This window comes from Sedimentibacter sp. LTW-03 (assembly GCF_052059825.1).
Classification (GTDB): Bacteria; Bacillota; Clostridia; order Tissierellales; family Sedimentibacteraceae; genus Sedimentibacter.
The window spans coordinates 1466109-1481366 of sequence record NZ_CP197180.1 but is presented as its reverse complement, the minus strand read 5'-3'; the positions used below and the strand labels follow the sequence as shown (position 1 = coordinate 1481366).

The following is a 15258-nucleotide window of genomic DNA, read 5'->3' as shown; positions in this document are numbered from 1 at the left end:
ATGAATTATGGATAATATAAACAGAGAATATGTAGATACGTATATAAACAGCTTGATTGACGGCGAAAACGAGAAGCTTGATGCGTTCAGGAAAGAATGTGAAGAAAGAAATCTTCCAATTATTCACAGAGAAGTGGGACAGTTTATAAAGTTAGTCATAAACCATGCAAAAGCAAAAAAAATAATTGAAGTTGGTTGCAATGTAGGATATTCATCTATTTTTATGAGCCATGTTATGAACAATAACGGTAAAGTTGTGACAATGGAAAGAAGCGAAAAATTTTACACCGAGGCATTGAACAACATAAAAAGCTTTGGCATGGAAAAAAATATAGACGTTTATTTCGGTGAGGCTGCTGAAATACTTGATACCGTAAAAGAAACTTTTGACATTGCGTTCATTGACGCAGCCAAAAGCTACTACAAATTATTTTTTGACAAATGCTGTGAGAAAATGAAGCCTGGAGGAATCATACTGTCGGATAATGTGTTGTATCAAGGAATGATTGCTTCTGATGATCTTGTTGTCAGAAGAAAGAAAACTCTTGTAAGAAATTTGAGAAGTTATTTGGAATACATTTCAAACGATGACAGATACATTACTTCCGTACTTCCGTTGGGAGACGGACTTGCGGTTACACTAATAAAATAAAAAAGGAGATAATATGTTGCCAAGGTTATTAGCACCTGCCGGTAATTTAGATAAATTGATTATGGCCGTACAATATGGTGCGGACGAAGTATATTTTGCTGGAAAGTCAATGGGAATGAGAGCAGGGGGCAAAAATTTTACAAATAAAGAGCTGGAAAAAGGAGTTGATTACTGTCACAAGCATGGCAGGAAATCAAATATTACAGTAAATATAGTACCACACAATGAGGATTTAAAGGGAATAGAAGAATATTTGAAATATCTTCAAAAGATAGGTGCAGATGCAATAATAGCAGCAGATCCAGGTATTATTGAAATTATAAAGCAGACTGTTCCCGATATGAGAATTCATTTATCTACTCAAGCAAACACAACAAACTACCGCACTGCCAATTTTTGGCACAAGCAGGGAGTTAACAGAGTAGTGCTTGCAAGGGAACTTTCGTTTAAAGAAATAGAAGAAATAGTAAAAAATTCACCTAAAGATTTAGAATTTGAAACATTTGTGCACGGTGCCATGTGTATTTCTTATTCGGGAAGATGCCTGCTGTCAAGCTTCATGACAGGTAGATTTTCAAACAAGGGCGACTGCGCGCAGGCCTGCAGATGGAAGTATAACCTTGTTGAAGAAAAACGACCTGGTGAATATTATCCCATAGAAGAAAATGATGAAGGAACTTTCATTATGAATTCTAAAGACATGTGTATGGTAGAACATCTGCAGAAATTTAAGGATTTAGGTATAAAAGCATTAAAAATTGAAGGAAGAAATAAAAGTGAGTATTATACGGCAATTGCCGTAAGATCATACAGAAATGCTCTGGATGAGCTTGATAAGCCTGTTGGTGAAAGAAATACTGAGTATTGGAAAGAAGAAGTAGAAAAGTCCTCTCACAGAGATTTTTCCTACGGATTTTTTTTCGGAAATCCATACAAAGACGGTCAGCTCTATACTTCCAGCAGCTATATTCGAACTTATGACGTAGTAGGTATAGTAAGATCCTATGATAAAGAAACAAGAACTGCCGTTATAGAGCAGAGAAATAAGTTTTCTGAGGGAGATGCGCTGGAATGCTTCGGACCTAAAGGAATGCATTTTGAAGTGACAGCAAAAAATATGCATGATGAGCAAGGAAATAAAATTATTTCGGCACCTCATGCTCAAATGATTGTAAAAATAGAAATAGACCATGACGTTGAACCATATTATATATTGAGAAAAAAAGTAGGATAATATAAGGAGCTGCAGGCCATCATGCCGCAGCTCTTTATGTAGCTCTAATTTCCAACATTTGATACCAAAGCGTCATAAAGCTTTTTTAAAGCTTTTTTTTCGATTCTGGAAACATAGGAACGCGAAATACCCAGCATTTTTGCTATTTCTCTCTGTGTTTTGTGCTCGTTGTTTCTTATGCCGTAACGCATTTCTATAATTGTTTTTTCTCTTTTTTGGAGTGTTTTATCGAGAAGTTCATCAAGAGCTTTGATTTTTTCTTCTTTATCGAGCCTTCCTACGATTTCCTCACCCTCGTACTTGATTATATCAATAAGATAGATATTATTTCCTTCCTTGTCTGTTCCCAGAGGTCCCTGAAGAGAAACCTCTTTTTTTAGTTTTTTATCACTTCTTATAGTCATGAGTACCTCGTTGTCTATGCATTTTGCAGCATATGTAGCCAGCCGTATACCTTTGTTGTTGTCAAATGTAGATACTGCTTTTATTAAGCCGATAGTTCCTATAGAGATTAAATCCTCCTGGTCGATTCCAACAGTCTTATATTTTTTTATTACATGAGCAACCAGTCTCAGATTCCTTTCTATAAGAATATTGCGTGCTTCCAGATCTCCGTCCTTAGATTTCTGTATCAGCTCGGCTTCTTCTTCTTTATCTAAAGGCTGAGGAAAGGAACTCCCATTAGTTATGTATCCAAAAATAAAAATAGACAATGGAAACAAGAGCTGCAATATATTTTCTAACAAAAAACCACCCCCAGAGTTATACATTATATGCGGAAAGGCTCAAAAAACTGTATGTACACTTTATTAAATAATTGATACAATAAAAAAATACGTCTATTTATCCGGAAATATATAAAATATGATAAAATTCGACTAATAAGCAGCAGCCTAAATAAATATATGTAATATTCAAAATTAATTTTGAATATTACATATATTTCATTTACCTCATTGTTCTGTTTTGCGTATTGTTGTTCATATTGTTCATATTGTTCATGTTGTTCATGTTGTTCATGTTATTCATGTTGTTCATGTTATTCATGTGATTCATGTTGCAATTCATGCGCCTCATCATTTCCATTAACTGCTCGCAGGTATATTGCGGCATTTCAGTCATGTCTTCCTGAGGTGTTTCAGCCGTCGGTTCTGTCGGAGCGGTTGTTTCAGGTGACACCGGCATTTCAGGCATTACGGGCATTTCAGGCATTACGGGCATTTCAGGAACAGCAGGGAATCCTGGAAATTCTGGAATATTGGGGAATCCCGGAATCCCCGGATAAATATTAAGATCTTCGGGAATGAATGGCATTGGTCCGCTGCTCGGCATGTTTGGAAGCGCCGGTGTATCTCCGTCAATAAATGGCAGCTCCTGCATGAGATCTTCAGGCATAAAAGGCAGTTCCTGCATCATGTCACCGGGCATTGACTGAGAGTTTGCCATGTGTGGATACGGATTTTTATATTGCATCATATCTGGGTAATAGCCTGAGTTAAAACTGAACGGCATTGAATCATAATGAGGCATATTTTTATAATTTGGGTAATTCATACTATCCTCCAATACTTAATTTATTTCTTATAATCAATATACGTAGCAAATGCAAATTAGGTGAATTAAATTAAATTGTTTCTTTACTAATTTATCAACTTCATTTAAAATATATTTACTACACATAGGAGATAATAAATGCATTTATCAAATTTACACACTCATACCGACTATTGCGACGGCACATGCAGTGCAGAGGAAATGGTTAAATCTGCAGTACAAGCAGGATTTCATTCAATAGGAATTTCTACTCACGGTCCTGTAACATTTGAAACGGACTGGAATATTAAGCATAAAAATATTGAAAAATATATCGATGAAATTTTATTGCTTAAAGAAAAATACAGGAATATTATTGAAATCTATTTGGGGATGGAACTGGATTACTTGCCGAGAAAAGGATTTGACAAATCTTTAGAACTTCTAATAAAAAGGCTGGATTATTACATCGGTTCGGTTCATTTCCTGGGGGAACTCAGCGACGGTACTAAGTGGACAGTGGATTATAATCTTAAAGAAATACAATCCGGAATAAAGGACAGCTTTGGAGGAAGTACAAGGCTTGCTGTGGAAACATATTTCAGCATGTTAGCTGAAATGGCCGAAATGTATGAACCTCCAATAATAGGGCACTTTGATCTAATCAAGAAGTTAAACAAAAACAATATTTTGTTTGATGAAAAAAGTGACTGGTACATCAAATCTGTGGTAAAATGTCTTGATGTCATAAAGAATACTGAATCTGTAGTTGAAATAAACACCGGAGGAATTATCCGTGGATATACGGAAGAACAATATCCGTCAACATTTATTCTTAAGCTTATCAGGGAAAGAGGGATACCGGTTACAGTAAGTTCAGACGCTCACTCAAAAGAAGCAATTAGCGGCAAATTTACTGAAATGTACAGCTTGATTAAATCAATTGGATTTAAGAATATTAGGCATCTGACAAAAAACGGGTGGGTCGAAAAGGAAATATAAACTATTAATGAAGGATTTTTATGTTATAATATAGTATCATGGTTTTAATACAACAAAGGAGCTGAATTTATGATAAATATTTTGATTGTAACACATGGCAATCTGGGAAAGGAATTATTAAAAAGTTCGGAGCTTATAATAGGTCCTGTAGAAAATGCAGAAAGTATATCCTTTCAGCAGGGAGACAACTTTGAAGAATTGCTGGGTAAGGTTGAGGAAGCTGTAGAGCGTTTGTCCGTTGATGATTTAATTGTGTTTACGGACATGTATGGGGGAAGCCCTTTTAATGCGGTTTCAAGAACCATGAAAGCAAATAATTTTTATCATATTACCGGAGTGAATTTTCCTCTATTTATTGATATAGCGGTGAACAGAGATACATACAGCCTAGAGGAGCTGGCGGAAAAAATAATTAAGAACGGAAAGAAGAGTATAGTATTTGTTAATGAGACATTTTTAGCGGAATAACGGAGGAATAATGAAAAATATTGTGTTGACCAGGATTGATGACAGACTTTTACACGGACAGGTTGTGGTTTCCTGGATACCCTATCTTAAGGCAGATGAGATAGTTATCTTAGATGATGAGTATGCTGATGATGAGTTTATGTCATTGCTGATAAAAAATGCTGTTCCGGATAATATCAAGATTCACATTCTTTCTTCAGATGCTTGCGAGGCTTATTTAAATGGCAAAGGTGAAGGAGAGAGGATTCTTGTTTTAGTGAGAACTGTGGAATATTTAAAAAAGCTGATTTGTTCAGGTGTAGAAATAAAAAAAATTAATGTTGGTAATCTCGGAGGTGCCCCTGAGAGAAAACAGCATTACAATTCTGTTTATTTAAGCGATGAGGAATTGAAGCTTTTAAAAGACATCGCCAAGAAAACGGAAGTTGAAATAAAAATGCTGCCGAACGATAAAGGAATTAGAATGGTATAGTATGAATTTAGAAAAATATTTTTTATTGAGTATATTATATTTTTGGGCAAGCAGCACATCACTTTCATTTGGTGTAGGCTATTATACATTGTACAGGCCTGTGATAACGGGATTGCTGACAGGCATTGTCCTTGGTAGGCCTTATGTAGGTATGGCAGCAGGAGCAGTTGTTAATATTTTATATATGGATTTTGTGTCCACCGGAGGATCACTTAAGGCGGATCAGTGCCTTACGGCAATTATATCTGCGGTGAGTTCTGTGCTTCTCGGACTGACTCCGGTTGAAGCGCTGGCTGTTGCATATCCTTTCGGATACTTAGGTACGCTTATTTGGAAATACCGTCTGAAAATAAATACCGTATTTGTGAAAAAATATGATAATGCATTTTCGAAAAAGATAAATCCCGATATTACTTTGTACAACGGGTTTATGCCGCAGATCCTATTATATGTTGTCAGTACAGTTATAGCTGTGCCGGCTGTAATTGTTGTAACTTTGCTTGGGGAATATATTTATGGAATAAGAAATGCACTGTATTTAGCAGGCTTTTTTCTTATATTTACTTCAATGTTTTATACTCTGTATAAAATGGACAAAAAGAGCAATCTGATTTTTATTTTTCTATTTATGAGTATGTTGATTATGAATTTTAGCTCTTATATTATTTTTGCGATTTTTTTGTTTGTATTAGCATACTTGTCAGACAAAAATCTTATATCGACAGATTATAATAAAGCAAAAAAAAGCGGCATAATTTCTAAAACAGACTTATTTTATTCATGGGCGGTGTGGATGAATTTCTCACATTCATGCTACAGCTTTGAACGGATGCAGGGAATGGCATATGCTCAGAGTATGAAAAGAATATTCAGAAAGCTATATGGCGGCAGTGACGCGCAGTACGAAGCTGTTCACAGGCACAGTGCATTTTTTAATACTGAGCCGAACATAGGTACACCTATACACGGATATATTATATCTCTTGAAGAAAACAACATTAAGAATAATAGTGATGAAAAGAATGTTATGTTTATGAAAAAAGGAATGATGGGGATAGCTGCAGGGATGGGTGATTCTTACACCCAGGTGGTACTGACACCGCTGTTTATTTCAATGTCCGTGCTTCTCTGTCTTGACGGCAGGTATATAGCATCCATTATACCTGTAATTATGCTGGCATTGATAATATTAGCTATTTCTTATACAGGTTTTATGAAAGGGTATTATTTAGGCAGGGAGAGCTTAATTGAAAGAATAAATATTGTTAAAAACAGCAAGATTAAATTTTATTTTTCATATATTTTTTCAGGAATATTAGGGTCTTCATTAGGAAGACTATTAACTACTTATAATTTGTCAAAGAATTTGACAGTTTATTTATTGATTGGTATAATTTCTTTAAGTTATGTCACGGTTAAAATAAAAAGGAGCTTGAATCAACAATGAGAAAAATTGGAATTATGGGAGGCACCTTTGATCCTATACATTTGGGCCATTTGGTGGTTGCCAATGAAGTTTTGAATATTTATAAACTTAACAAAATTATATATATACCTTCTGGGAATCCTCCTCATAAGGACGGGTTAGCAACAAGTTCCTTGCACAGATACTTGATGACTAGCATGGCCACCATGTCAAACAGTAAATTCATGGTATCTGATATAGAAATTAAGAAAAAAGATAAATGCTATTCTGTTGACACATTGAAAGAACTGCACAAATTATATCCAGACACCGAATTTTACTTTATAACAGGGGCTGATGCGGTCATTGAACTGCCTAATTGGCGTGAGCCTAAAGAGCTTCTAAAGCTTTGCAGATTCATTGCCGTTTCCAGGCCGGGAATTAGCATGGAAGCTGTTGAATCAAAGATAGAAAAAATAAAAAAAGAGTTAGGTGGAGAAATATATCTTCTTCAAATCCCAATGCTTCAGATTTCATCTACAGATATCAGGGACAGATTTAGCAAGGGTATCTCTGCGAAGTACTTGATTACAGATGCTGTGGAGCAGTACATAATTAAAAATAATCTATATAGCGGAAAAACAGGTTTATGCGAGTTGAAAAAAAAGCTCGAAGTTTACAATCCTAGGCTATATGAACATTGCATAAGAACTATGGAGGAAGCAGATAAACTTGCTGTTCATTATGGTGAAGATGTGGAGAAGGCAAAGATAGCAGGGCTTTTGCATGACTGCGGTAAAAAAAAATCGGGCAGAGGTGACAATATAACCCATTCTAAAACAGGTGCAAGACTTGCAAAAGAGGTTTTCAATATACAAGATGAAGAAATATTAAGTGCCATTATGTATCATACAACAGGCAGAGAAAATATGACCATGCTGGATAAAATCATATTTATTGCGGATAAAATAGAACCAAAAAGGGATTATGAAGGCATAGCGGAAATAAGAAAAGCTGCATATACTAATCTTGATAAAGCTATAATAATGTCACTGGAAAGCACCATAGAATATGTGAAAATTAGAAATTTAGAGCTTGACAATGATTCACTAAAAACGTTAAAATTTCTAAGGAGGCAAAATGAATCAAGACCATAAGAATATAGAATTAATATTAAAAGCCTGTGATGATAAGAAGGCGTATAATTTTACAGTGCTTGACGTAAGAAAAACCAGCTCAATTACGGATTATTTTGTAATATGCAGTGGAAATAATGAACGTCAGACTGTTGCAATCGGGGAAGAAGTGTTAGAAAAAGGATATGAAGCCGGATTAGATTTTTATTATAAAGAAGGTTTCGGTACGGGAAGATGGATTTTATTAGAAACTGATAACATTATTGTTCATATTTTTCACAGAGATGAAAGAGAAGTATATGATTTGGAGTCTTTGTGGTTTGACAATAACTCAATAGATGTTGAACAATATGGTATAAAAAATTGGAAATAGGAGGATATTATGTCAAATACAGTAATACAGACAAGCAACGCACCGGCAGCGGTAGGGCCTTATTCACAGGCAATAAAAGCCGGAAACACAATATATGTTTCGGGCCAGCTGCCAATTAATCCGGCAACAGGAGAACTTTACAAAGGTGGAGACATCAAGGAAGAGACAAAAATTTCATTAATGAATGTCAAAGCAATATTGGAGCAGGCAGGAGCATCATTGAAAGATGTTGTTAAATGCACAGTGTTCATCAAGGATATGAACCAGTTTGGACTAATAAACGAAATGTATGCAGAAATATTCGGTGACACTAAACCTGCAAGAGTTTGCGTAGAGGTAGCCAGACTTCCAAAGGACGCAAACGTGGAAATTGACGCTATAGCTGTTGTTTAATTAAGTATTATTGACAATTAAATTAATATTAAAATACAAAATTCAGGTTGAAAAACCTGAATTTTTATTTGTCAGAATGAGTTCTAATAAGTAAATGTGGAATGACGTTGTAGATAGATTAGTTAACTAATTATTGTATCTTTTCCTTCTTTTTTTTCTGTAAATTTTCATTCTTAAATCATTGTAAATTTTTAAAAACAACAACACCGCAACTAGAAACAGAGCGATATATCCCATAATTGTTACTATGGCCGAGAATAATTTATTTCCTGATTTTTCGGTATCCATGCCTTCAACATGAGTAGGAGTTATTAAATTTACAGTTCCTATAACGCTGCCGTCCAGCATATAGTCAATTTTTCCCACTACGCTGTTTTTCTCAAGAGGCAGTGCAATTTCGTTTATGGTAACTTTTGACTCTATATCGTTCTCAGAATCTTTCTTAATTAAAGCCGTGCAATCATTTTCGGTGATCACAGATATTTCCCTGCTGTCTCCGTTACTTACCTGTATATTTTGAACAAACATATTTTTGCTTACTAGTTTTAAGCTTTCATATTCATCGAATCCGTAATTAAACAAATTATGTGCGTCCTGGTACATTTCAAGAGAAACCCCTTTCATTACAACAGCTATAAGCTCTGTACCGTCTTTTTCGGAACTTGCTACAAGGGTGTTACCAGCTTCAGGAGTGTATCCCGTTTTTACGCCGGTTGCATATTCGTACTCGGGACTTATATACATGCCGTCCACACAAATTTGGCCGTATCCGGAAGGGTGTAACAATTTGTTAAGAGTTGCGAAGTATCGGGTTTCATCTTTCTTATTAGTGGGCTTAACTTCATACTTGACAGTTTTAACGATTTTTCTGAAGGTTTCGTTATTCATGGCATACTTGGTTATTAATGCAAGGTCTGCAGCTGTTGTATAATGATTATCGTCATGAAGCCCGTGAGGATTTACGAAATGTGTGTTATAGGCACCGAGTTCTTTAGCTTTTTCGTTCATAAGATCTACAAATTCTTTTTCGCTGCCGCCGTAATGCTTGGCTATTGCAAGTGCGGCATCATTGGCTGAAGGTAGCATCAATGCATAGAGCAAATCTTTTAATGTAAGTATTTCGCCGGGTTCAAGGGCAATATGGCTCCCGGAAATTTCGTAAGGGGTATCATCATCGATTTTTATAACATCTGATAATTCTCCCATTTCTATTGCAAGTATGGCTGTCATTATTTTAGTAAGACTGGCAGGATACATTTTTTTGCTTGCGTCTTTTTCTGCAAGAATGGTTCCTGTCTCAGCATCTATAAGAACCGCAGTTTCACACAAAAGACTGGGGACGGCATAAGCCTTGCTAAAAATTAATAAAAAAATTGAAAAGAACAATAGATAGGCAATTATTTTTTTAATCATATGTGAACTCCTTTAATACAAATCAAGTAATAGTATAGCAGAAATCAAAAGATTTGTAATTAAAATTTTTGATTTTTCAGCAAAATAATGTATAATGTATTTGTAGTATGTCAAATAATTGCGGAAATGGGGGCAATATGTACAATAACCTTAATAAAAAGGGGCTTGCGATTGTTTTAATCATTGCAATAATAATTATGACTGCTGTGGGGATTAAGCTTTCCGGCAAGAAAGAAGAAATAGAATTTAACAGCCAGGAACATATGTATGAGAAAATTGCTGAAGAAGTCGAACAGAATGATGATGACGGCATAATAGTGGTTGATATCGACGGTTCAGTTGTAAATCCCGGGGTGTATGAGATGAAAAACGGTGACAGGGTTAATGATGCCATAACTGCGGCGGGAGGCCTTAAGGAAAATTCCTTTACCGAAAATCTTAATAAAGCTAGAAAATTATTGGATGGAGAAAAAATATACGTATATTCAGTAGAAGAATCAAAAAAATATATAAGTGAAAAATTAATAAATATAAATACAGCATCGGCGGATGACCTCATATCCTTACCGGGAATCGGCCAAGTGTATGCTCAGAGAATTATTGAATACAGAGAAGAAAGAATATTTTCCTCAATTGAGGAAATAAAAAATATTAACGGAATCGGAGATAAAACCTTCGAAAAAGTTAAAGAAATGATAACAATAGAATAGAGAGGTGCAGCATGTCTATAGATAAAGTGCGTTTGACGCAGATGACAAAAGCTTCTGGCTGAGCAGCCAAAATAGGTCCAGAGACCCTTGCTCAAGTGTTGAGCAAGCTTCCGAAATTTAAAAATGATAAATTAATAGTGGGATTGGAAACGTCAGATGATGCATGTGTGTATCAGATAAATGATAAGCTTGCAATGATACAGACAGTGGATTTTTTTACTCCTGTGGTTGACGATCCGTATACTTTCGGTCAGATTGCAGCTGCAAATTCATTAAGTGATGTATATGCCATGGGAGGCGAGCCTGCTCTTGCTCTTAATATAATGGCGTTTCCCAACTGCCTGAGCCCTGATATTATGGCAGAAATACTGAAAGGCGGAGCAAACAAGGTAATGGAAGCGGGGGCAACAATAGCAGGCGGCCATTCAGTGGAAGATGATGAGCCAAAATACGGAATGTGTGTTACAGGATTTGTTGAGCCCGATAAAGTTTTGAAAAACTATGGAGCAAAGCCGGGAGATGTGCTTATACTTACAAAGCCTATTGGAACAGGCATTATAAATACAGCTTACAAGGCGGAAATTTGTTCGAAAGATACGGAGAATAAGGCAATTCATGTAATGGCTTCACTAAATAAAAATGCCAAGAGAGTAATGGAGCATTATCCAGTAAACAGTTGTACAGATATTACCGGTTTTGGGCTTGCTGGACATTCGGCTGAAATGGCTGAAGCTAGCGATGTAACATTTGTCTTAGATATAAAGAAGGTTCCGGTTATAGGAGATGTTTTTGAATATGCAGAAATGGGCCTTGTCCCAGCAGGAGCATATAGAAACAGAAAATTTTTCGACGACAGAGTATCATACGAAGGTGTCGAAGAGAAGTATGCTGATTTGGCATTTGACCCACAGACATCGGGAGGACTTTTATTTTCAGTCAACGAAAAGTATGCTGTGGAAATTCTGGAGAGATTAAAAGAAAGTCTTGATACGGAATTTGCACTGGTAGGAAAAGTAACGGAAAAACAGGGTAAACACATAATAATAAAGGATTCACTGGGATAATGAGGAGCGATCATGGAGAAAAATAAGTTTTATAGACTGATTCCGAAGGTTGACAACCTGATGGAAAGAGATGAGATAAAGTGTCTTTTCACAGATTGCAGCAGAGATCTTGTGGTTGATGCTGCAAGAGATGTTACAGAGAGATTAAGAGAATTTATAAACAATTCTGATGATGAAGATGAAATAGCAAAGAAAATTGAAAGTGTTACTGATGATATCAAAAAAGAAGTAAGAAGCTTTTCTTCTTATAACATGAAAAGAGTTATAAACGCAACAGGCACTGTTTTACATACAAACCTTGGAAGAGCGGTAATTTCAGAAAATATCGCTGAGAGGGTATTAAAGCTTGTAACGGGTTATTCAAATCTTGAGTATGATTTGGAAGAGGGCAAAAGAGGATCAAGATATTCTCATTTTGAAAAAATAGTAACAAAAATTACCGGTGCTGAGGCAGCTATGGCCGTAAACAATAATGCAGCAGCCGTACTGCTCATACTGTCAGCTTTAGCAAAAGATATGGAAGTTGTCGTATCAAGGGGAGAACTTGTGGAAATAGGAGGCTCTTTCAGAGTCCCGGACGTAATGGCGCAGAGTGGAGGACACCTGGTAGAGGTGGGAACAACGAACAAAACGCATTTGCATGATTACGAAAGCGCAATAAACGAAAATACGGCAGTGCTTTTAAAGGTTCATACAAGTAATTATAGAATTGTTGGATTTACGGAATCGGTTACGGTGGAAGAGCTCGCAGAACTTGCGCATAAATATGGCCTTCCTGTGATTGAAGATATTGGAAGTGGTGTGCTTGTGGATTTAAGCAGGTACGGTCTTGAATATGAGCCCACAGTTCAGGCATCTATCAAGGCTGGAGCAGACATTGTGTGCTTCAGCGGGGATAAGCTTTTAGGAGGGCCTCAGGCAGGAGTTATAGTCGGAAAGAAGCAGCTGATAGATAAAATCAAGAAGCATCCTCTGACAAGAGCTTTCAGGATAGATAAATTTACGGCAATTGCCTTGGAGTCAGTTTTCCACGAGTATCTTGATGAAGAAAGAGCAGTAAATAATATTCCTGTTTTAAAATTGATTAATAGAAGTTTTGGAGATATTCAAAAAGCGGCAGAACTGTTGCAAGAAAAATTAACGACTGTTGCAGGCGAATATTGCGATATAAGAATTGAGAGTTGTGAGTCTCAAATAGGAGGAGGATCTCTTCCTCTTGAAAGAATTAAAAGCGTCTGTCTTTCAATAAGGCCGTTAAATATGACTACGGCGGCGCTGGAAAAGCAATTAAGACACATGGAGACCCCGGTTATAGGCAGAGTTGTAAATGACAACCTGATTTTAGATTTAAGAACCGTTCTTGAGGGTCAGGAAGCAACTATTGCTGAAGCATTTAAATGCATTTTCAATTGATTCGGAGGTAAGATGAAGAATATTATAATAGGTACGGCAGGTCATATTGATCATGGCAAAACCACTTTAATAAAAGCATTGACAGGAAGAGATACAGACAGATGGGAAGAAGAAAAAAGAAGGGGTATAACCATAGATTTGGGATTTACATATTTTGATTTGCCTAATGGTAATAAGGCGGGCATTATTGATGTCCCCGGCCACGAAAAATTTATTAAAAATATGCTTGCAGGTGTAATAGGAATGGACCTTGTGCTCCTAGTGGTAGCAGCTGACGAGGGAATGATGCCGCAGACGGTGGAACATCTTAATATACTTAATATGCTTGGCGTTAAGAAAGGAATAGTTGTGCTTACCAAGTATGACATAATAGATCCGGAATGGCTTGAACTTGTTAAAGATGATGTGAGAGAAGGGCTGAAGGATACATTCCTTGAAAGCGCACCTATAGCAGAAGTATCATCAAAGACGGGGTACGGAATTGATAATCTGGCAAACATCATTGTACAGCAGACTGAAATTGAGGTGGAAGACAGAAATATAAATACAATACCGAGACTTCCTATTGACAGGGTATTTTCTATAAACGGGTTCGGTACTGTAATTACCGGGACGCTAATATCCGGTCAGCTTAAAAAGGGTGATGAAATAGAGATTTACCCTGTTAACAAGATAAGCAAGATACGTAACATGCAGGTTCATTCTCAGGATGCCGATATAGCTTATGCAGGGCAAAGGACAGCTGTAAACCTGTTAGGCGTCAAAAAAACAGATTTGCACAGAGGGTGTGTAATTGCCCCTGTTAATTCTATGAAAGATACGAAGATGCTTGATGTAAAGTTGAATCTTCTGAAAAATTCACGACGTATTGTTGAAAATCGCTCAAGGCTTCATCTTTATACAGGAACAAGCGAAGTTCTTTGCAGAGTTGTTCTTTTGGATAGAGATGAACTTTCACCGGGAGAAAGTTGCTATGCACAGCTTAGACTGGAAGAAGAACTTGCTGTTAGAAGAGGGGATAAGTTTATAGTCAGATTCTATTCACCTATGGAAACTATTGGCGGAGGAGAAATAATAGAGCCCATGCCTCTTAAAAAGAAGAGATTTGACGAGAATCTTTTAGAAGAGCTGAAGATAAAAGAAAAGGGAAGCAATGCAGATGTAATCGAAAAAATTATAAGAGAAAATTCTAAAGATATACCCACATTAACAGAAGTTGCTAAAATTACTGCGTTGTCTGAGGAAGAAGTAACTAAAAATGTGGAGGCTTTGGAGGAAGAAGAAAAAATAACAGTTTTCAGGCTTAAGAATGATAGATATATATGGCATAAAAGCTTTGAGAGGAAAATTGAAGAGGATATCGATAAATATTTGTTTAAATATCATGAAAATAACAAATATTCAAAAGGAGCGAAAAAGGCAGAGATAAAAAGCAAGTTCCTGCCTAAGATGAAACAGAACGTATTTGACGTGGTTGTGAATTCTTTTGAGAAAAAAGGGACAATTAAACTGGAAGGAGAATTTGTATCACTTCCATATTTTCAAATTCAATATGACGAGTTTTACAGAGCATGTGAAAATAATGTAACAAATACATTAAATAAAGCCATGTTCGATTTCGTCAAACTGGATGATTTGATTCAAGCTATTAACAGCGACAAGGCTGAGGAAATTATATCACTTATGATTGATGAAAAAAAGATCGTTAAAATTAATGAGGCTGGAATTACAACAGTGGAAATTTTTTATAAAGCCAAAGAACTGTTAGTTGAATATATTAAGAAAAATTCAAAAATTACGGCAGCAGAATATCGCGATGTTTTGAATACAAACAGAAAGATAGCCATAGCCCTTCTTGAATATTTTGATATGAGCAGAGTTACAAAAAGGGTTGGAAATGACAGGATATTGTCTTAATTTATAATGATAATTCAATATTTCCCTTGACAATTATTTCAATCCAATGTAAGATTAATTAAAAGTTTAATTT

Annotated in this window: 16 protein-coding genes; 13 read left to right on the top strand and 3 right to left on the bottom strand. The window is 36.0% G+C overall.

What is annotated here, in order from left to right; genetic code table 11:
- Positions 1-7 precede the first annotated feature (7 nt).
- A complete protein-coding gene (locus tag ACS3UD_RS07460; protein WP_308137080.1) occupies positions 8-652 on the top strand; it encodes an O-methyltransferase in 645 nt (214 codons plus the stop codon).
- Between the two features lie 16 nt (positions 653-668).
- On the top strand, positions 669-1886 hold the full coding sequence (locus ACS3UD_RS07455; RefSeq protein WP_308140105.1) for a peptidase U32 family protein: 1218 nt from the start codon (positions 669-671) through the stop codon (positions 1884-1886).
- A gap of 44 nt (positions 1887-1930) precedes the next feature.
- On the opposite strand, the gene sigK is transcribed toward ACS3UD_RS07455, so the two are convergent.
- The gene (gene sigK / locus ACS3UD_RS07450; RefSeq protein ID WP_213925264.1) at positions 1931-2656 is read right to left on the bottom strand and encodes an RNA polymerase sporulation sigma factor SigK; all 726 of its coding nucleotides are present in this window, start codon (positions 2654-2656) and stop codon (positions 1931-1933) included.
- A gap of 178 nt (positions 2657-2834) precedes the next feature.
- The gene (locus ACS3UD_RS07445) at positions 2835-3440 is read right to left on the bottom strand and encodes a hypothetical protein (RefSeq protein ID WP_308137081.1); all 606 of its coding nucleotides are present in this window, start codon (positions 3438-3440) and stop codon (positions 2835-2837) included.
- 138 nt (positions 3441-3578) lie between these two features.
- On the opposite strand from ACS3UD_RS07445, the gene ACS3UD_RS07440 reads away from it, so the two are divergent.
- From ACS3UD_RS07440 to ACS3UD_RS07410, 7 genes are all read left to right on the top strand, one after another.
- A complete protein-coding gene (locus ACS3UD_RS07440) occupies positions 3579-4421 on the top strand; it encodes a histidinol-phosphatase (protein ID WP_308137082.1) in 843 nt (280 codons plus the stop codon).
- 69 nt (positions 4422-4490) lie between these two features.
- Positions 4491-4889 carry a PTS sugar transporter subunit IIA gene (locus tag ACS3UD_RS07435; protein ID WP_308137083.1) on the top strand — a complete coding sequence of 133 codons (399 nt, stop codon included), beginning with the start codon at positions 4491-4493 and terminating at the stop codon, positions 4887-4889.
- A gap of 10 nt (positions 4890-4899) precedes the next feature.
- A complete protein-coding gene (locus ACS3UD_RS07430) occupies positions 4900-5361 on the top strand; it encodes a PTS sugar transporter subunit IIB (protein WP_308137084.1) in 462 nt (153 codons plus the stop codon).
- Position 5362: 1 nt separating this feature from the next.
- Positions 5363-6808 (top strand): PTS system mannose/fructose/sorbose family transporter subunit IID, encoded by a 1446-nt coding sequence (locus ACS3UD_RS07425; protein WP_308137085.1) that lies wholly within the window; start codon positions 5363-5365, stop codon positions 6806-6808.
- Entirely contained in the window at positions 6805-7923 is a 1119-nt protein-coding gene (gene nadD, locus ACS3UD_RS07420) for a nicotinate-nucleotide adenylyltransferase (RefSeq protein ID WP_308137086.1), read from the top strand. Before ACS3UD_RS07425 ends, nadD begins: the two co-directional genes overlap by 4 nt.
- Positions 7907-8275 carry a ribosome silencing factor gene (rsfS, locus tag ACS3UD_RS07415; protein WP_308137087.1) on the top strand — a complete coding sequence of 123 codons (369 nt, stop codon included), beginning with the start codon at positions 7907-7909 and terminating at the stop codon, positions 8273-8275. The genes nadD and rsfS overlap by 17 nt, the downstream gene beginning before the upstream one ends.
- Before the next feature lie 9 nt (positions 8276-8284).
- The gene (locus ACS3UD_RS07410) at positions 8285-8668 is read left to right on the top strand and encodes a RidA family protein (protein ID WP_308137088.1); all 384 of its coding nucleotides are present in this window, start codon (positions 8285-8287) and stop codon (positions 8666-8668) included.
- A 126-nt stretch (positions 8669-8794) separates the two neighbouring features.
- Here the strand turns inward: ACS3UD_RS07410 and ACS3UD_RS07405 are convergent, their stop codons facing one another.
- Positions 8795-10081 carry a D-alanyl-D-alanine carboxypeptidase family protein gene (locus ACS3UD_RS07405; protein WP_308137089.1) on the bottom strand — a complete coding sequence of 429 codons (1287 nt, stop codon included), beginning with the start codon at positions 10079-10081 and terminating at the stop codon, positions 8795-8797.
- A gap of 137 nt (positions 10082-10218) precedes the next feature.
- Here ACS3UD_RS07405 and ACS3UD_RS07400 point away from each other — a divergent pair, with 137 nt between their 5' ends.
- From ACS3UD_RS07400 to selB, 4 genes are read left to right on the top strand one after another with little or no spacing between them, the layout of a single operon-like run.
- Positions 10219-10791, top strand: coding sequence for a ComEA family DNA-binding protein (locus tag ACS3UD_RS07400; RefSeq protein WP_213925254.1), 573 nt, complete (start codon positions 10219-10221; stop codon positions 10789-10791).
- A gap of 11 nt (positions 10792-10802) precedes the next feature.
- The gene (gene selD, locus ACS3UD_RS07395) at positions 10803-11855 is read left to right on the top strand and encodes a selenide, water dikinase SelD (RefSeq protein ID WP_308137090.1); all 1053 of its coding nucleotides are present in this window, start codon (positions 10803-10805) and stop codon (positions 11853-11855) included.
- 12 nt (positions 11856-11867) lie between these two features.
- Entirely contained in the window at positions 11868-13268 is a 1401-nt protein-coding gene (gene selA / locus ACS3UD_RS07390; RefSeq protein ID WP_308137091.1) for an L-seryl-tRNA(Sec) selenium transferase, read from the top strand.
- Between the two features lie 12 nt (positions 13269-13280).
- Positions 13281-15185 carry a selenocysteine-specific translation elongation factor gene (gene selB, locus ACS3UD_RS07385; protein WP_308137092.1) on the top strand — a complete coding sequence of 635 codons (1905 nt, stop codon included), beginning with the start codon at positions 13281-13283 and terminating at the stop codon, positions 15183-15185.
- Positions 15186-15258 lie beyond the last annotated feature (73 nt).